This window comes from Paenibacillus sp. FSL M8-0212 (assembly GCF_038004645.1).
Lineage (GTDB): Bacteria > Bacillota > Bacilli > Paenibacillales > Paenibacillaceae > Paenibacillus.
This window is the reverse complement of sequence record NZ_JBBORP010000001.1, coordinates 5,742,976-5,762,144: the sequence shown is the minus strand read 5'-3', so window position 1 is coordinate 5,762,144 and position 19,169 is coordinate 5,742,976. Positions and strand designations below refer to the sequence as shown.

Sequence of the window (19,169 nt, the reverse complement as noted above, 5' to 3'; positions counted from 1 at the left end):
AATTCATGAGAGTAATCAAAATATTAAATAACAGCTTGCTTCTGACCAAAGATGAACAAGGACAAGAGATGATTGTCATGGGAAAAGGGTTGGCATTCAAAGGCAAAGTCGGCGAGCGACTCGATGAGGAGCATATCCAGAAACGATTCATTCTGCAAAATAATCCGTCTGCCCTGGCTTACGTACGAACCATCGAAAACATGCCAGAAAAACATGTGAATGTCATAAACAAACTGATTACCAATGCAAAAGAAAAGCTGTCTCTTGACGACCAAATCTTCTTTACGCTTATGGATCACTTGTCGTTTGCCATTGAACGATGGAAAAAAGGTGTAGCATTACAGAATCGCATGTTATGGGAGATCCAGAGGTTTCATCCTGTCGAATTCGAACTGGGCCTTGAAGCCGTTCAGATGCTGAATCTAGAATTGGGTATTGAACTGCCGGAAGAAGAAGCAGGGAATATCGCTTTTCATTTTGTGAATGCCCAAACGCATGAACAGAATATGGAGCGCACGATGCAATCCGTTAAGATGTTAAAAGATATTTTTAACCTGATTCAATACACCTTTGATATGCAATTGAACAAAAATTCTATCCATTATGTGAGACTCGTCACACATCTGCAATTCTTCATCCAGCGTTTACAAGAAGGGCGTCTGGGCAATTCGGCGAAAGATTTTATATTTCAACACATGGTGAAGGAGCATCCGCTTGAATACAAATGCGCGGAGATGATCAAAACCTACGTGCAGAATATGCTGGACATCTCCATATCAAACGAGGAATTATTATATTTGATGATTCACATTGCACGAATTGTGCAGGAGGAACAGGGTGACGAGGGACGATTATAAAACAAAGTTTATATGCCTGTTAGCAGACAGGAAAAAAGATACTTTCTAACTATGACCGTTTTCTCGTATTTTATCGGGAAACGGTCTTTTATTTTTGCAAATATGTAGCGGCTTTTTTGATATTCCACGCGAACGAACTCCAGCTTCCTAAACTCACATAAGATTACCAAATGATAACTTTTTATTATAATTATTGGGAATTTGTTATATGTAAGCGCTATCGAAAGAACTATAATCTATTTATCTGGATGTTAATCCGTTCAGAAATACTTAGACCAAATCATGAGGAGGAATTGTATGAAACGGTTAGGTCAATGGAATATAACAGCCTTGGTTCTTGTGCTCGTACTCGCCATGCTTCCATTTTCGAATGTCTCACATGCATCCAAGGCAGTTACAGAAGTGGAGGAAAGTCATTTGAGCACAAACTTTGAAGACGGTACACTTCAGGGATGGACTCCACGTGTCGGTAGTGAAAATCTGACAGTGACACAGCAGGAAGCACACGAAGGTCAGTCCAGTATGCTGGTCGCCAACCGTGAGCGTTCCTATCATGGACCGATGTTATCCATGAAGGATCTGCTTAAGCGTAACCAAGAGTATGAAATTACGGCATATGTAAGACTTACCCAGGAGCCCACCACGGATCAAACACTACAGCTCACCACTTATAAAAAAACTACTGCTGAAAGCTGGAATCCGATCGGCAGCGTGAAGATTGCCAAACCAGAATGGAATACATGGCACAAGATCACCGGTAAATTTCAGTATAGCGATGATCCTACTGAATTGAATTTGTTCATCGAAACACCCTACATCTCTGAAGATAGCGTAGATACGTTATCGTTCTATGTGGATGATATTTCATTTACTCTGGCAGAGGAACTGGAGATAGAAGAAGGGATTCTGTCTCTGGAGGACCTGTATCAAGATGATTTCTCCATTGGTGCAGCGGTGTATCGCTGGCAGTTGGAAGGCGCATATGGACAACTGCTCACCAAACACTTTAACAGCTTAACCGCAACCTATGAGATGAAACCAAAGTACATGTCTCCTTCCGAAGGTGTTTATGAGTTCGAGGCAGCCGATCAATATGTTCAGTTCGCCGAGGAGCATGGTATGGGTGTACGCGCACATGCGCTGTTGTGGCATATTGATGCAGCAGAGTGGATGTTCAAGGATCCTCAGGGTAACCCTGCGAGTCGAGAATTACTACTTGCCCGGATTCAGGATTACGTTGAAACCGTCATGACCCGATACAAAGGTAAGATCTATGCATGGGATGTGGTAAACGAGGCGATTGCGGATAGTAATGGTGATGCCAACGGTTTACGTAAAAGTCCCTTTTATGAACTAATCGGTCCGGATTACATTGAGAAAACTTATGAATTTGCTCGTGCAGCCGATCCGGATGCCAAATTATACTACAACGAATACTTCACGGAAGTCCCTGAGAAAAGAGAGCATATGTTTCAGTTGGTCAAACGACTGAAAGAGAAGGGACTCATCGATGGTGTGGGTTTGCAATCCCACTATAACCTGGAATCGCCGCCCATCGAGGAAATTGAAAAAACGATCAACATGTTCGTCGAACTTGGATTGGATATTCAGATCACGGAACTGGATGTGGATAGCGGAATTCCATTTGGTGAAGAGATGTCGGATGAAGTTGCGGTAAAACAAGCGTATCGATATAAGGAACTGTTGGATTTGTACAAAAAACACAAAGACCACATTTCTTCAGTTACCCTATGGGGACTCCAAGATGAGAAGTCTTACAACAACCAGGCGATGCTGTTTGATTCAGCCCTGAAGGCCAAAAAAGCATACTGGGGACTCGTGGATGAATCGAGCTTGCCTGTGTTGACACAGAGAGCCGTCTCACTTTCGGGTAAACCGGATATCAAAAAACAGTCACAAGATCCGCTCTGGAACAAAGCGGTGTCTACTCCACTGAAGGGCGACTCTCCGGGATCAGCCAGTTTCCGCACCTTATGGGATCAAAGTAACCTGTTTATCCTTGTGGATGTTCAGGATGCGAAGGCAGATGTGAATGACAAAGTAGAACTCTTTGTTGATCTCAATAATGGCAAGACCACTTCATATGAAGCAGATGATCGACACGTAATCATTAAGCGGTCGGGCAAAGCTAAGGGCGCAGAGCAGCGTTCATATCGTGTACGCGAGACCAAAGCCGGATATCAGGTTGAATTGTCCATTCCATGGGGTAGTATACAAGCCGGATCAGAATATGAAGCCGGTTTGGATATCCGTGTGACGGATGGCGCTGCAAGTGGGACACAACCTTATAGTCCACTGTACTGGAATGATCGAACACAATCTCAGGAGCAAGATACAAGCAAATACGGCGTGATTCAACTCGCCCCTATGCCCAAATCTGCACAAGCTATGCAAGGGATTGTTCAGATTGATGGGAAGAAAGACGCATTATGGAACAAGGCTGTACCATTTGAAGTAAAACGGTTGAATCAGACCGAAGGGGCAGAGGCAGTGGCTCGCGCAATGTGGTCAGGTAAGTATCTATATCTGCTAATCGATGTCACTGATCCAAACATCATCACAGATAGCATTAACCCATGGGATCAGGATTCGGTTGAGATTTTCCTGGACGAGAATCACCAGCGCACACCGTATTTTCAATATGATGATGCCCAGTTCAGAATCAGTGCAGACAATGTCGGAACCTTTGCAGGCAGTGCCTCACCCGGACGCCTTGTAAGTGCTGTGAAGAAAACAAATAAAGGATACCTCGTAGAAGCCAGAATCCAGTTGAATTCACTGACGCCAAAGGCTGGAAATGTCCTCGGTTTCGAGCTTCAAATTAACGACAACCAGGGCGGAGGTAAACAGAACGTAGCCAAGTGGAATGATACGACCAATGAGAGCTGGAGAAACACTTCCCAGTACGGAATACTCACTTTTGTCGGAAAGAACAAACTCGGGCATTAATCCATCGGCAGTAATTGTAAGAGTAGAAACCATCATAACAGTGGATAAAACTCAACCATTGTTATGATGGTTTTCATCGTTTACATACGTCACTCAAGCTGATGAGGTGGGATACAAACTGCCTTGACTATATTTAACAGCCCTTGATATACTAAATGGATGTTATTTTTTCTTTTATGGGAACAAGAAAGTAATCAACTACATACAACCGTTTGCGAGGGAGCCTTAACCGGCTGAGAGGGTGTTAAACCGACCTTACCTGATTTGGATCATGCCAACGTAGGGATGCAACGATGAAACGCTGTACTTGGGTAGCTCATGCGTACCCCTTGTTTTAGTGTATTTGTCTGCGAAACATCCTATGGATGTTTCGTTTTTTTGTTTTTAAATACATACATTATGAATTGGAGGAACACACGTTGACTATTTCAGAGCGACTATATCAGGCAGCAAAGCCTGTATGGAAGGAATGTCTTGAGCATCCCTTTGTTAAAGGGATCGGGGATGGTTCTTTACAGGTTGAACAATTTCGTTATTATTTGCTGCAAGACTACTTGTACCTGTATGATTATGCCCGCGTATTTGCACTAGGTATCGTCAAGTCGCACGACCCCAAATTGATGCAGTTTTTTAGTAAAAACGTAGATAACATCCTGAATGGTGAAATGAAAATTCATCGTTCTTATATGGAGCGTTTAGGAATTACAGAGGATCATGTTTTTCAGGTAAAACCTGCACTGAAAAATGCAGCCTATACTAACTATATGCTCTCAGTTTCCCATGCGGGCGGTATAGCAGAAGTACTTGTATCGATTCTGGCCTGCTCGTGGAGCTATGCAGAGATTGGTCAAGCTCTTTCCCAAAAGCCAGGTGCAGCTGATCATCCTTTTTACGGAGAGTGGATCACAGGATATGCTTCCTCTGAATACAACAGCAACAATCAATCCCTTGTGGCGTTAACGGATAAGCTATTAGAAGGCTGTAGCGAGGAAACGTACCAACGAATGGAAGATATTTTCGTGATGTGCAGTCGCTTCGAGCTTGATTTTTGGGAGATGTCATGGAGGCTGGAGCCTTAAGTTCACTGGTCGTTCATTCAATTAGAGAGTACCATATGACGCCACTCATTCAGATTCATTTAAGAATTGCCATCTATGATGATTACATATAAAAAGATTCAACAACAATCATGAGGTGATGGCAATGAGTATATACAAATGGCCTAAATTTATCGGTGTAGCGGTGTTATGTACTGCAATGCTGACGGCATGCAGCTCGACTAATCAAGGAAGTGTGGACTCGGAAAGTAATTCGACTGAAACAGAACAAACGAATACGGATAATCAGAGTAAAACGGAGAATACTGCGCAGACAGTAGGGTATGCCGATCAAATCAACAAAAATGAGGTTATGTCCATTTCGATTGATGTGGATGAAGCGGCATGGAAAGAAATGTTGGATAATGCAAATGAGGAGCAGTACATCTCAGCTAATATTACGATTAACGGCACAACGATTGAAAACGTCGGAATTCGTCCAAAGGGTAACTCCAGCCTTCGGCAAGTTGCTAGCGATGATACAACGGATCGATATAGTTTCAAAATCAAGTTTGATGAGTATGTTAAGGATCAAACTTGGATGGGGTTGGACAAGCTCGTTGTGAACAACATGATTAGCGACAATAGTTATATGAAGGAATACTTGAGTTATGACATCATGAGTTATATTGGCGTAGATGCACCTTTATTCGCATTCTCCAATATTAGTGTAAATGGAGAGACTTGGGGTTTGTACCTGGCTGTTGAAGATATTGACAGCGGATATCTCGCCCGAGCCAAGAATGATGAGGGTGAACTTTACAAGCCGAACAATGATGACAACATGGGGGCAGGAGGAATGGGAGGGCCAGATGGCGATCCTTTTCCACAAGGGTATGGAAATATGCAGCCTCCTACTGAAGGTATGACGCCACCGGATGGTGCAAGTCCGCCGAATATGAACAGCGGGACAGGGGAAGATGGAGCGAATACACTACCGGAAGCAGGTATGAAGGGTAACCGTGGTCCAGGTGGTATGGACGGAAGCGGCAATGGTGTTTCATTGGTATACACCGATGATGAATCATCCAGTTACTCCGCCATCTTCGACAATGCTGAGACCAAAACAACAGAGGAAGATTATCAGCGTGTCATTGAATCGCTCAAAAACTTGAGCACAGGTACCGAACTGGAGAAATATGTGGATGTGGACGAAGTTCTGAGATATTTTGCGGCCCACACGGTCGTTGTCAATATGGACAGCTACACGTCCAACATGGGACATAACTATTATCTGTATGAAAACGATGGACAGATCAGCATGTTGCCCTGGGACTATAACATGGCCTTCGGTGGATTTCAAGCTGGCTCTGCATCCGATGTCGTGAATCTGGCCATTGATACTCCGGTATCAGGGGTCAGCTTGGACGAACGTCCAATTTTAGGAAAGCTCCTTGAGGTGCCGGAGTATAAGGCCAAGTATCACGAATATTTGCAGGAGATCGTAGATGGATACTTCGCAGACGGAAAATTTGAAGAAAAAATGCAAAGCCTGAACAACATGATCTCGAAATATGTGAAGCAAGACCCTACAGCGTTTATTACGTATGATAAGTACGAGGAAGCTGTTACGGAATTGACCAAACTTGGCTCGTTGCGTGCAGAAAGTATACAAGGGCAACTGGACGGAGATATCCCTTCCACGACCGAGAAACAAAAAGAGGACTCGGATTCACTGATTGATGCTTCTTCGGTTGACCTGTCCAAACTGGGTGAAAATAATACTCGAGGAGGCATGGGAGGTCGCGGTCGTGGAGCTGCAGAGGGTAATCAGTCTCAGGAAGGGAAATAAGAAGAATTACGCAAAGTAAACAGATAATCAAGATGAGTTCAGCGATCAGCAAAAGATCGGACATTGAAGTAGATGGATAGCCTGACATTTAATAAAACCAATGCGTACCTACATTTTGTCGTTCGCATTGGTTTTTTGTTCCTCGGATTTTCAAAACACGTAGAAAAAGACGATTAAGGGCCTGGTATTAGAAAAAGTCTTGAACATATTATAGGTAATATCTATTCAAACAAGTTAAGGAGGATATCATAAAACCTATGTTACCTATGGAAAAGTATTTCGGTAAGTTGGAACACGTTTATTCATTTTATGGGGCTATGCCTACAGGCGTTAGTGTATCCGAAACCGGGCGTATCTTCATTTGCTTTCCGAGATGGGGAGATGACGTAAGATTTACGGTAGCAGAAATTGTTGACGGTCAGGAGCAGCCTTTTCCGAATGTAGAAACGAATTTGGTCAACCCGTTAAATATCAAAATGTCCTTCATCAGTGTCCAAAGTATAGTTGCAGATGGAAGGAGGACCCTATGGGTATTGGATACGGCTGCACCAAACTTTTCTGAGCCTATTAAAGGAGGGGCAAAATTAGTCGCTGTAGATCTAAATACAAATACAATAAAAAAAGTATATACTTTTGCAGAAGATGTGGTCTTGAAGACAACATATCTGAATGATGTCCGATTTGATTTCCGAGTGGGTAAAGCAGGTTATGCATATATAACAGACTCTTCTTCCAAAGGTCCAGGCGCTATTATCGTTGTAAATTTAGAAAATGGAAATGCCTATAGACGGTTAAATGGAGCAAATTCAACTTCACCTGATCCTTATTTTTTACCGAAAGTGGAAGGTGAAATTTTGATGAATCGAAACTCCGATGGTTCGACATCTCCCTTTCAATTGGCCTCTGATGGTATAGCGATCTCCCCAGATGGAAAAATGTTATTTTTTTGTCCACTATCCAGTCGTTATCTATACTCAATCTCAACAGAAGCCCTGCGAGACAGAACGATACCGGATTTCAATTTAAGTTATCTTGTGCAGTATTGGGGAGAAAAGGGAGCTTCTGATGGAATGATAACGGATGCAAAAGGAAACGTATATGCTGGAGATTATGAAAACGATAGTATTCGAAAGGTATTGCCAAATGGAATCATGGAAACCATCGCCCATGATCCGAGAATTTTATGGCCGGATACTTTTTCTATTGGTCCGGATCAATATTTATATGTAATTGTGAACCAATTACATAGGCAGGCCAGATTTCATTATGGAAAAGACCTGCGACAAAAACCCTATAGTCTACTACGTATGAAAATAGATGAATTACCTGCTCCTACCTTTTGATATATTGCGTAAGTCGAATCTGCCCTAAGATATCATTAAACAATTGAACAACAAGCTCTGATATAATAAGCAAATAGCAGCGATCTATTTTCTATGGAGGTGAGGCTATTGAAAACAATCGGGGTAGGATTCTTACATGCACAGCTCTATGCAAAGCCAGTGAAGAATATGGCAATGCTTTGCATAGAGCCTGGGAATAATCACATTGCCAACGACGAATCGTAATATTCTACTAACTGGCTTTGCACCTTATTGATCTATTAAATAAGGAGTGAGGCCCATGAAATATTCAAAAGCCGAGTCTATTTTTCCGGAAGAATTGTTACGTATCATTCAAGAATACGTTCAAGGCGAATTGGTTTATATCCCCAAACCCAAAGAGACGCATCTAAAATGGGGCGAGAAAACAGAGAGCAAGAGTAAGGTCTCTGCTCGAAACGCTGAGATTAAATCCTTATTTCTTAATGGAATCAGGATAGAGGAGTTGGCGGATCGGTATTTCTTGTCCTGTGAAACCATTAAGAAAATAGTCTATACAAAGAATTAATGCTATCCGCTAACACGTCTTATCGACGGTTTAGCGGATTTTGTTCAAAGATGACTTAAATCAACTTATACATAGTAACCGCACCCTTAAATCAATAGACTCAAGCTAAGGTTGTTGTGATGAAGGACAGCCGGATCATGAAAAGGAGTGTAGTGAATGAACGAAAACATAAAAAAGATGCTGCTGGACAAAAATGAACTGCTCATTAACATGGTGATCGAACGCGTAAAAAGAGATTTTCTAGACGATATCGCCATTATTGGGCTTACTGGTTCGTTTAGCACCGGGGATTTTCACGAGAAGAGTGATCTTGATTTAATTATCATTAATAATACAGAAAAGGGATGGGGCATATCCGACTGCTTTATCCTGGATGACATTGGATATGACATCTATTGCACGCCATGGGACTCAAGAATACAAGAGCAATCCACCTTGGAGAGTCCTAACGTATCGAGCCTAACTGAGCTCAAAGTACTCTACTATGCAAAACCTGAGGATCTGGAGAAATTGAACGACTTCCGGCAAAAAGCGCTTGATGCACTTGCTAACCCGATAGGAGAAGCATGTCTTAATCGCGCAAATCAATGGATCGATATGGCTAAGCAAGCATACAGCAATACGATGCTGGGTGAAGATATCGGTTCAGTACGATATGCATCTGCTGAAGTTCTTTACAATCTAGTTAATGCATTGGTCAGCATGAATAACACGTGCATCAAACGAGGGATTAAGCGATATTTGGAAGAGATACGCTCGTTTCGCTATGTTCCGGATGATCTCGAATCCTTATACATGTCAATCATTGAAGCCCATACCATTGAAGATATCCGAATAGCATCTTTTAATATGTTGAACAGTGTTACGAAGTTACATAGAACGATGTGTGATAATTTCATTGTTAAACCGGCTCCGAGCTTTGATAATCTGAGGGGGACATACGAAGAATTGTGGTGCAACTACCGCAATAAAATGTTGAACAGTGTTATAACGAATGATGCTTCCTACGTCTTTCTTTCGGCCTTTGGAGCACATGGGTATCTTGATGAAATGACTATGGAGAAAGGAACTCAGAAATTTGATCTTATGCAGTACTTTGATGCAAGTGATCTACCAGTCATGAAAGAGAAGTTCCTTGAAGTGATGGACGAATATCTAGACGAGTATGATAAGGTCGGCAGAGAAGTCGAACGTTTTACAACCTACGAGCAACTATATGCCCATTATATGAATCACTGACCTTACATTCATTTATAAGTCCGCGGAGACGGGACTGTAATTGAAGGTAAAACAACGGTAGAGGTTGCGAAGTCAGCAGGGGATAAAGAGGTTGAAATTATTAAATGAAGAAGTTAGGTGCAATTCTAGTAGTCCCAATCAGGGGTATTCGAAGCACCTAATGCGAAAGCCAACAGAATTAAAACCAACAGTAGTGGTTGCAACTAAAAAACATTAATCGTTAATTTATTGACCTCAGCTCGCTTTACCGGCTGAGGTTGTTTCATATGCATTGAAAAAAATGCATATTACCACATGCATTCTCACCGAATAAAAGAATCCTGATCCCGATTTACCCTTATTCTCGAACATGTTGAGGCTTAGTATACACATTGCCGGTCGTATGATTTTTCGATTACAGGACAAGATATTAACCTTATCACCATTTTATTACTTTGATAAAGGAGAAGACCATGGTTGAAAAACACGAGCCTCAAATGAAAAATCATCAAAAGTCTACATGGCTTGATGATTTAAAACAGATATTAAACCATATGGAAGATGCCGAAATCATTGAGCACAAAATAGGTACGAGTGCTTCAGTCCATCTTATATTTATAAAAACGTTAATAGATCAAGAACGTTTAAACGAGGCGATTATTCAGCCACTTCATCAATCAGGCGGAAATTCGCTTTCTTCATGCATAATCAATTCTGATGTTTCAGAAGTTATATCGATCGAAGATGCTGGGCAAAAAATAATGCAAGGATATATTCTTCTATACGATTCAGTCAACGATCAATGGCTAGGCATACAGTTGGAAAATCCTCTTGGCCGGGCAATTGAACCTTCCCAAACGGAAACTGTTATATATGGAGCGAAAGATAGCTTCAGCGAACAAATCGATAATAACATTACAATGTTGCGCAGACGTTTGCCTATAACGACATTAAAAACGGAAAGCTTCACTATCGGATCACTGAGTAAAACAAAAGTTGTGTTAATGTACATAGACGGAATAATTAATCCGGAATTTGTTTCCATTGCAAGAGAAAAAATTGAAAGTGTGGATTTCGATCAGTTTTTAGACTCCGCACAGCTTGCAGCTTTTATTGAAGATCATAACCATACGGTCTTTCCCCAGTTTCTACAAACGGATCGGCCGGATGCCTGCGCCTTCGCCTTAGGTGAGGGTAAGCTGACTTTATTAGTCTCCAATTCACCGTTTGCTTTAATTTGTCCCATTACATTATTCCATCTATTCCAATCGCCAGAAGACTACTTCCTTCGTTGGCCGGTAGCCAGTTTTTTACGTTTAATGAGGTATGGAAGTTTTATTATTTCTTTGACGATGATTCCTTTTTATGTTGCGTTAACGACATTTCATTACCAAATGGTTCCGCTGCCGATTCTCTTCGTATTATTGGAATCGAGAAGCAAATTGCCCTTTACTCCGTTTGTGGAAGGAATTTTCATGATCGTAACGCTGGAAATCATCAAAGAAGCAAGTTTGCGAATGCCGACCAAAACCAGTCAAACTCTAGGGATTATCGGTGGTATTGTCATTGGACAATCGGCTGTTGAGGCAGGCTTTGCAAGTAAAGTATTAATTGTTTTGATGGGTATATCCGCTATTGCTTTCTTTTTAGTTCCCAATTATCAAATGACAAAATCCATGGTTCTGTTGCAATTGCTTCTTCTTATCCTTGCATCGTTTCTTGGGCTGCCAGGAATCGTGGTCGGGATAATCGGGATTCTTGCGCATCTCCATGCATTAACGTCATTAGGTCAACCTTATTTAGCGCCGCTTTCACCTTTTTATGGGAAGGATTGGATCGACCTCTTTATTCGCGGGCCTTTGATTTGGATGAAAACGCGTCCGCATAACCTAAAACCACTACAGAAATGGCGACAGGAGAAGATGAAGAAATGAAGACTTTATCCCTATTCAATCAAACTTCCACCCTTGGCGGCATCCATTTCCTTTTATTGGTTAATCGAACGCAAATGCATTATTTTATTTTAATCATGCCGGTTTATTTGGTTCATTCCTATATGGTTTGGGGAATTGTCGCCTTGGGGCTACTGTCCCAACTTAATTTGATGATGTTATCCAAATGGTTTACTTCCAGTTATGCATCGAAAGGCTATCAAGGATTTGTACAGCTTTTTGGGAAACGGGCGGTTCAAGTTTTCGCAATACTTGGTTTTGTGATAATACTGTTAAAAATTTCAATCATCACACTGGGTTATGTTGAAATGCTCCATAATTTTATATATCCATCAATGAATAAAAAGTGGCTGATCCTAGTTATTCTTTCGATCAGTTTATTTGTGGCTTCACATGGTATGGAGAAAACATTGCGTTTTGTCGTTATCGCCTTTCTTTGCGGGGCGTGGATCTTAATCATGTTTATTCCCTTTTTCTTTCCAACGATTGCAAATTACCGCGATTTGTATCCTCTAATCCCCACTGAATGGTCAGGACATTCATGGCAGGGCTTGTTGTTTATTTGGTCGGCATTTTCCGGTCCAGTATATTTGGCCTTTATGGTTCCATGGTTGAGCTCCAATAAAAAAATATCGAAGTATCTTGTCATTGGAAACATGCTGACGATCTTGGAATATTCATTATTGTTCATTGCTTCGGTATTGTTTTACGGTTCGAACTTCTTAAGCAAGATCAACTTTCCAGTAGTATATATGGGAAGTTACATTCAAATGAGTGGTTTAGAACGAATCGATTACATCCTTATCTCTTTCCATATGTTTAACTATGTATTTGACATTTCAATTCTTTTGTTGTGTTTATATGGAGCTGGAAGAGTCTTTATGAAAAAAATGAACGAAGGCACAACTCGGATCGGATTATTGTCAAGTTGGTTTGTCATTTTGATAAGTATCATCATAATGGATCAATGGTTATGGCAAACGGTTCCGGGTCAAAAGATGTTACTGAACATTCAAATCTGGCTTAGTGCATTCATTTATTTACTGGTTCCTACGATCCTTTTCACTATGGTTAAACGAAAGGAGAGAGTCTAGGTATGGTATCATACAAGCATTATGGTTTATTGGCGATTGTAAGCCTTATGTGGGTGGCCGGTTGTTCTTCTCCATATGTCGAGAGCAATATGATCGAAGAGATCGCCCCGGTAGTTTTCTGGTCTGTTGACAAGGGGACGGAAGGAAAGTTTAAAATCAGCACTTTAGTACCACCACTCATCAAAGAAAAAAAACAATTTCTCTCCAAGGAAGTTGATCTGTTAAAACAGGGAGGCAAGGAGTTTAATTTAATTTATTATCGGGAATTAAAGCAGGGGCAGCTGCGAATGTTATTAATCAATGAGGAACTGGCAACAAAAGAAGGCATTGAAAAGCTGATCAATACGATATTGGTTGATCCCGATATTTCAATGCATGTCTACTTATTGATCGTCAGAGGCGATTTTGATGAATACATAAAAAATCAATTGACGAAGCAAGAAAACCAAGATTATTTTCTTTATCGGATGTTAAAGCATTACGAGCAACATAACCAAGGTGAAATGAGCATTGTCAATATTCATCAATTCATGAAGATGTTATATTCCCCTCTTAAGGATCCGATCCTGCCGGTTTTTCATGCGGATAAAAACAATTTCAATTACGTAGGAACGGCCTTTTTCCAAAATGATAAAGAAGTAATGGTCACTCAAGACGTAAGTGATGAAATTTTTCAACTTCTGGATAACGATCATTTCTTAAAAGTCTTGGCCATTCCAAAGTTATCTATCAGTTTGGGACGTGTTCGATCCAATATTCGCATGAAACTATCAAGTGACTATTCATCCTTGTCTTTACATGTGGGATTGAAAGGAAGAATTGAGGAATACCAGGGAGAAAAGAATATTCAAAGCGAGGAACAATTGGAACATTTAATTCATGAGATTGAGGTATACCTTGAGGAACAAACGTCAGAATTATTAAAAAGTATGCAACGGTTGAAAGTGGATCCCTTAGAGGTCGGAACACATTCACTTAAGCCTTTTTCTAAACCAATAACGGAAGAGCAATGGTTGAAATATTGGGAAAATATGAAGATTAATGTTGACTTCGACATCAAAATACAGCCTTTGATTAATGTTGAACGGCTGTCGTGATTTAAAAGATGCCCCCTACATGATCAAATACATCATTGTGGGGGCATCTTTTTTGTTCAAATCATGTACAAAGAGAGCTTATTACTGCAGCCCGTGGCGGACAAGCCATTTGGATATCTTTAGAAAATGGAAAGTCTAATGATCTTATCGTCATTAATAACAAAATGATAATTCAATAATAGCGGATCGGGTAGACCCGCCTTGTCGTAGGTACCATCCAGCTTGCATGTTAACACAATTTCATCACCTATTTTTTTGGCTTTTGTTGGCTCTAACGTTACATTCGCCGCGAAATGGTTTTGATCACTCCATTCCCGAATCGCCTGTTTGCCATTTCGCTTTTTTCCTTCATCCAACACAACGGCATTTTCTGAAAAACAATCTACAAACACTGCGGGGTCTGGCTTGTTAGATGCAGTAATGTATTTGCCAATTACAGATGGTAAATGATTGAGATCCATATTATTCTCTCCCTTTATTAATTAATTTTTAGACGGTAGGGGTAGTTCCCCCATCTATGACATATTCACTACCTGTAATAGATGCTGCTCGGTCTGAGACCAGAAATGCGACCAGTTCAGCGACTTCTTCAGGAAATCCTGGCCGACCAATTGGAATACCTCCGAGTGAAGTCATAAGTTGTTCAAGCGCACTTTCTCGACTTCCGGTATCCGTTGCGATCCGATCAATTAATGCGTCAGCTGCTTCTGTCTGAATAAACCCGGGAGACAACGTATTTATGCGAATTCCTTGTGGGGAAAATTCATTTGATAATCCCTTGCTATAATTAGCCAGCGCGGCTTTGGCAGATGCATAAGCCAGTGTAGTTTCATATAAAGGCAAACGTCTCTGGATGGAAGTGAAATGAAGAATAACGCCTGAATTATTTTCTAACATAAGTGGAATTAAGCCACGATCAAGTCGAACTGCTGCGAGTAAATTCCAATTTAATGTATGAAGCCAATCCTCATCACTCAATGCAAGTGCGCCTCCTGGTGGTGTCGTTGATCCACCTACGCAATGGACGATAATATCGATACCTCCAAGTTGCTCTTTTACTGCTGTAATTATTTGCTCTACACCTTCAGGTGTGGCGACATCTGCTTGCACAAATTTGACCGAATTTGGTAAGTCAGTTGATAGGGAACGGGCAGTAGTAAGGACAGTAGCTCCGCCGTTTGCAAGTCTTTTTACAACAGCTTGCCCCATTCCCTTTGTTCCTCCGGTTACGAGCACCTTTTTACCTTCAAATTCCGATACAGAGAACTCAAATTCTTTATGCATAACTATTCCTCCTAGTGATGGTATTCAATATTTAATTTAAAATTGCTCTGTCTCTAAAGCTTGATGTGTTGTTCGAGAGGAGCTAGAACTAATATTACACTTGCTACTTTCATAACGTCCAATTTATTATAATAATAAAAATGATGAATAATATTAATATGTGGAGGGGTGGTTTTAATGGAACTTACACAATTAGAATACTTTATGACCGTTGCACGGCTTGAACATATGACCCTAGCCTCCAAAAAACTTGGTATTACTCAGCCAGCATTAAGTCATGCAATTGCCAAGCTCGAAAACGAAATAGGAGCTCCTTTATTTGAGCGAAATGGACGAAATATAAAGCTGAACCGAAACGGTACCATGTTTTCTAAATGGATTGGTAGAGCCCTACAAAATATTGAAAATGGCCTAAAGGAAATCGAAGAGTGGTCCAATCCGGATACAGGTGTGATTACGTTGTCTTATCTAAACATTCTTGGGGTTGAATTGATCCCAAGTCTGATCCGGAGTTATCAATTGAAGTATCCCAAAGTTCGATTCGAATTGACACAAGGGAACTTAGGAGATATTGATGAACATCTGGAGCAAGGGTTTTCGGATGTTATGATTACATCGAGGGAATCTACTATGGATAATCATCACTGGAAGACTATTCAGAATGTTCCTTTATACATTGTTGTTCCCTCCCAACATCGTTATGCAGATTGTAGCGCTCTTAGTTTGGCAGAGCTGTCTGGCGAGCCATTTATTGGATTGAAAAATAACTGTGGATTAAAAGCAACGATTATATCCCGGTTCCAACATACCGGATTTTTTCTTGCTTCGGCCTATGAAGCGGAGGACCTGATCACTGTAGCCGGTTTTATAAAGTCAGGTTTGGGTGTATCAGTGCTGCCTAAGACGCTGGGTTTAATGTTAGATGAATTGGTCTGGATCCCTATCATTGATGAAGGATGGTACTGGGAAATAGGATTAAAGTGGAGAGATGATCATAATATTTCCCCAGCAGCGAAAAGGTTTATTGAATATGTGGATACTTTACATCAAGGAGAATGACCGCCAAAATTTTTAGTTTTGAAAAAAATTATGAGAATATAATCCCTAAAGATTTTTGAATAAGACAACAAGATTTCGAAATTGCTCCCTTGTTATAATCAATGAGAAAAATTGAATGCGAAGGAGCTTATCTATGCATAAAATTGTAGAACCGAAAATTTTCTATTTTGGAACTCCAGTCGTACTTATCAGCACTCTAAACGAGGATCATTCGGTAAATTTAGCTCCTATTTCATCTGCATGGTCGCTAAATCAGTCATTTATGCTTGGAATAAGTAACCAATCTCAAACCGTGCAAAATATTCTGCGTGAACGTGAATTACAAAGTACGACAGGGGTATAGGTACGAACCAGACAAATTTGGTGCGGCCCAATTGACTCAAACACCATCAGCTCCAGTCTTTGCACCACCTGTCCGTCATTGACAATAAGCGAACGGGCAGGAAACCCTTATAATCGCATTTATTAAAGTGGAATACGACGATGCAGTTCATACTTTATTGTATTTGAACACAAGGAAAAAATCCTTTTACAATCATTGTCAGTACGTTATAATACAATCATCAGGTAGATTACCCAACAAAAAAGTGAATTAATGTAATATTTAGTCACGCTCGGCTCGTCATAGTTCTTTGAGCCGCTTATTACAACATAATAGATATCGGAGGTATGATTATGGTCAAGAAGAAAATTTCCACAGCCCTCAGCGCAGCTTTAATCGTTTCTATGCTGGCTACTGGCGTAATAGTCACTATCCAAGATAACACAACGTTAGAGGTAGCGAAGTCAGCAGGGGATAAAAAGGTTGAAGTTGTTAAAGCATAAGCGAGAAGTTTAATTTATTAACCTATCGCGGGACAGGAACATATTCCAATTAAAGTCGCTATTTTAGCGGCTTTTTTTGTTTTGTCGGAACAATACGCATCCAACTAATTGCAACATTTGGATTCAAAATCAAGGAGATGTACTGGCTCCCGAATTAGGGCTTTTCAACAACCATCTTCAATTTACATTTGTAAATCAGTTGATTTAAAAACAATAATAAAAAACGATCAAATCAACTTATATAAAAGTTGTTACTTTCAAAAAACCAGTCATAAATTGTGCAAATGTAAACTAAAACAGACATATACATAAAAAACAATGTTCATTTATACAAAAATACTTTGACAAATGAAAACGAGTGAATTATTTTGTTAATAAGGAATGCATATTACTTCTTTTAGATTCTAAATAGCCTTAAGGGAGAGTGAATAAAATCAAAAAAATACATCTATCAGGTGAAAATAGTATCAGCAAAGGTCCAGAAAACTTCACTTATAAAAATGAATACAGACCACAAATACATTATTCACCTAAGAGAAATTGGATTAACGATCCTAACGGAATGGTATTTTACGAAGGGGAATATCACCTTTTCTACCAATATACTCCTCACGATACACAGCCTGACTTCGGCAGAATGCATTGGGGGCACGCAGTAAGTAATGATTTAGTACATTGGGATGAACTTCCACCAGCCATCTCACCTGGGGAAGATGGAGCGATCTTTTCGGGAAGTGCGGTAGTCGATAAGAACAATACAAGCGGATTCTTCAACGAAGCAGGATCAGGATTGGTTGCAATTTATACTAATGATGGCAACTGCGCTCAGCCCGGTAAACCGCAGGTTCAAAGCATCGCTTACAGTAAGGACCAAGGTCGAACCTGGACAAAATATGAAGGTAACCCTGTTTTATTCCCCACGGAAACGCTAGACTTTCGAGACCCAAAGGTATTCTGGCATGAAGAATCTTCAAACTGGGTAATGGTTCTTGCCGTAAGCGACCGTGTAGAATTTTACACATCTTCGAATCTTAAGGATTGGTCTTTTGCAAGCGGTTTCGGTTCCGATATTCCAGGCATCCATCGTGGAATATTTGAATGTCCTGATGTTTTTAAACTCCAAGTGGATGAGGACCCTGATACCACTAAATGGATTCTGACACTAAGTGTCGGAGATAGAAATGGCGTAAATCCAAACGATTCAGAACCACCCGCAGGCGGTTCTGGCATGATGTATTTTATAGGTCAATTTGATGGTAAGGTTTTTACACTAGATGAACCATCGGAATCATTCGATACAATCCAATGGATAGATTACGGATCTGACTTTTACGCGGCCGTGACCTGGGATGGTATCCCGAATGAGGATGGGCGAAAGATTTGGGTCGGCTGGATGAATAATTGGCGTTATGCTTCCACTCTTCCTTCTAAAGAATGGCGTGGCCATATGTCAATCCCACGAGAGATTCAGCTTAGGACGTATTCGGAAGGACTTCGCTTAATTCAAGCACCCATAACTGAGTTAAATCAACTTAGAAGATCAATTCTATCTCTACAAGACATTACGATTAAACCAGATATGAACGTTTTGTCTGCTATTTCTGCTGCAAAGATGGAAATTATTGCGGAATTTGAAATCGGTAATGCAATAGAATTTGGGTTCAAGGTGCATAAGTCTTCCTCTTCCAACCAGGAGACAGTCATCGGATATAATGTCTTGAATGAGGAGTTATTTGTCGATCGGACGAAGTCGAATGCTGTTGATTTTCATCCCGATTTTGCCGCAAAACACAAGGCCCCCATGAAGCCAGAGCATAAACGGATACAGTTAAGCATCTATGTTGATTGGTCAAGTGTAGAGATCTTTGGCAACAATGGAACAACTATCATTTCAGACACGATTTTCCCTGACTCGGGAGGTAGAGGACTGGAACTCTATGCCATCGGCGGAGAACTAAAGGTCGTGTCGCTTCAAATCAATGATCTCGTAAGTATTTGGGGAAATGAGAGTGTTTAGACTTTAGCAATTTACAA

15 protein-coding genes, 1 pseudogene and 1 riboswitch are annotated in these 19,169 nt (G+C 40.7%); of the genes and pseudogenes, 14 read left to right on the top strand and 2 right to left on the bottom strand.

What is annotated here, in order from left to right; all coding sequences use genetic code 11:
• Positions 1 to 5 precede the first annotated feature (5 nt).
• The 10 genes from MKX68_RS25335 (at position 6) to MKX68_RS25290 (ending at position 13,967) form a co-directional block, all read left to right on the top strand.
• Positions 6 to 857, top strand: a complete 852-nt coding sequence (locus MKX68_RS25335; protein ID WP_338586931.1) for a PRD domain-containing protein — start codon at positions 6 to 8, stop codon at positions 855 to 857.
• A gap of 297 nt (positions 858 to 1,154) precedes the next feature.
• Positions 1,155 to 3,827 (top strand): endo-1,4-beta-xylanase, encoded by a 2,673-nt coding sequence (locus tag MKX68_RS25330; protein ID WP_340914509.1) that lies wholly within the window; start codon positions 1,155 to 1,157, stop codon positions 3,825 to 3,827.
• A gap of 206 nt (positions 3,828 to 4,033) precedes the next feature.
• Positions 4,034 to 4,131: riboswitch (TPP riboswitch) on the top strand.
• A gap of 115 nt (positions 4,132 to 4,246) precedes the next feature.
• A complete protein-coding gene (gene tenA, locus MKX68_RS25325; protein ID WP_340914507.1) occupies positions 4,247 to 4,906 on the top strand; it encodes a thiaminase II in 660 nt (219 codons plus the stop codon).
• Between the two features lie 124 nt (positions 4,907 to 5,030).
• Positions 5,031 to 6,716, top strand: coding sequence for a CotH kinase family protein (locus MKX68_RS25320; RefSeq protein ID WP_340914506.1), 1,686 nt, complete (start codon positions 5,031 to 5,033; stop codon positions 6,714 to 6,716).
• A 248-nt stretch (positions 6,717 to 6,964) separates the two neighbouring features.
• Entirely contained in the window at positions 6,965 to 8,059 is a 1,095-nt protein-coding gene (locus tag MKX68_RS25315) for an L-dopachrome tautomerase-related protein (RefSeq protein ID WP_340915502.1), read from the top strand.
• A 280-nt stretch (positions 8,060 to 8,339) separates the two neighbouring features.
• Positions 8,340 to 8,606 (top strand): CD3324 family protein, encoded by a 267-nt coding sequence (locus MKX68_RS25310; RefSeq protein ID WP_340914505.1) that lies wholly within the window; start codon positions 8,340 to 8,342, stop codon positions 8,604 to 8,606.
• Positions 8,607 to 8,762: 156 nt separating this feature from the next.
• Positions 8,763 to 9,845 (top strand): nucleotidyltransferase domain-containing protein, encoded by a 1,083-nt coding sequence (locus MKX68_RS25305; protein ID WP_340914503.1) that lies wholly within the window; start codon positions 8,763 to 8,765, stop codon positions 9,843 to 9,845.
• Between the two features lie 452 nt (positions 9,846 to 10,297).
• Positions 10,298 to 11,758 carry a spore germination protein gene (locus MKX68_RS25300; protein WP_340914501.1) on the top strand — a complete coding sequence of 487 codons (1,461 nt, stop codon included), beginning with the start codon at positions 10,298 to 10,300 and terminating at the stop codon, positions 11,756 to 11,758.
• Positions 11,731 to 12,870 carry a GerAB/ArcD/ProY family transporter gene (locus MKX68_RS25295; RefSeq protein ID WP_340914500.1) on the top strand — a complete coding sequence of 380 codons (1,140 nt, stop codon included), beginning with the start codon at positions 11,731 to 11,733 and terminating at the stop codon, positions 12,868 to 12,870. The genes MKX68_RS25300 and MKX68_RS25295 overlap by 28 nt, the downstream gene beginning before the upstream one ends.
• A gap of 2 nt (positions 12,871 to 12,872) precedes the next feature.
• Entirely contained in the window at positions 12,873 to 13,967 is a 1,095-nt protein-coding gene (locus MKX68_RS25290) for a Ger(x)C family spore germination protein (protein ID WP_340914499.1), read from the top strand.
• Positions 13,968 to 14,086: 119 nt separating this feature from the next.
• On the opposite strand, the gene MKX68_RS25285 is transcribed toward MKX68_RS25290, so the two are convergent.
• Positions 14,087 to 14,428 carry a nuclear transport factor 2 family protein gene (locus MKX68_RS25285; RefSeq protein ID WP_340914497.1) on the bottom strand — a complete coding sequence of 114 codons (342 nt, stop codon included), beginning with the start codon at positions 14,426 to 14,428 and terminating at the stop codon, positions 14,087 to 14,089.
• A gap of 28 nt (positions 14,429 to 14,456) precedes the next feature.
• Positions 14,457 to 15,251 (bottom strand): SDR family oxidoreductase, encoded by a 795-nt coding sequence (locus tag MKX68_RS25280; RefSeq protein WP_340914495.1) that lies wholly within the window; start codon positions 15,249 to 15,251, stop codon positions 14,457 to 14,459.
• Positions 15,252 to 15,428: 177 nt separating this feature from the next.
• On the opposite strand from MKX68_RS25280, the gene MKX68_RS25275 reads away from it, so the two are divergent.
• From MKX68_RS25275 to MKX68_RS25260, 4 genes and pseudogenes are all read left to right on the top strand, one after another.
• Positions 15,429 to 16,310, top strand: a complete 882-nt coding sequence (locus tag MKX68_RS25275; RefSeq protein WP_340914493.1) for a LysR family transcriptional regulator — start codon at positions 15,429 to 15,431, stop codon at positions 16,308 to 16,310.
• A gap of 133 nt (positions 16,311 to 16,443) precedes the next feature.
• Positions 16,444 to 16,726, top strand: a pseudogene (locus MKX68_RS25270) (flavin reductase family protein); the annotation flags it as partial.
• 259 nt (positions 16,727 to 16,985) lie between these two features.
• Positions 16,986 to 17,135, top strand: a complete 150-nt coding sequence (locus tag MKX68_RS25265; RefSeq protein ID WP_338586948.1) for a hypothetical protein — start codon at positions 16,986 to 16,988, stop codon at positions 17,133 to 17,135.
• A gap of 424 nt (positions 17,136 to 17,559) precedes the next feature.
• Positions 17,560 to 19,152: a glycoside hydrolase family 32 protein gene (locus MKX68_RS25260; RefSeq protein ID WP_340914491.1), complete on the top strand. Its 1,593-nt coding sequence runs from the start codon at positions 17,560 to 17,562 to the stop codon at positions 19,150 to 19,152.
• Positions 19,153 to 19,169 lie beyond the last annotated feature (17 nt).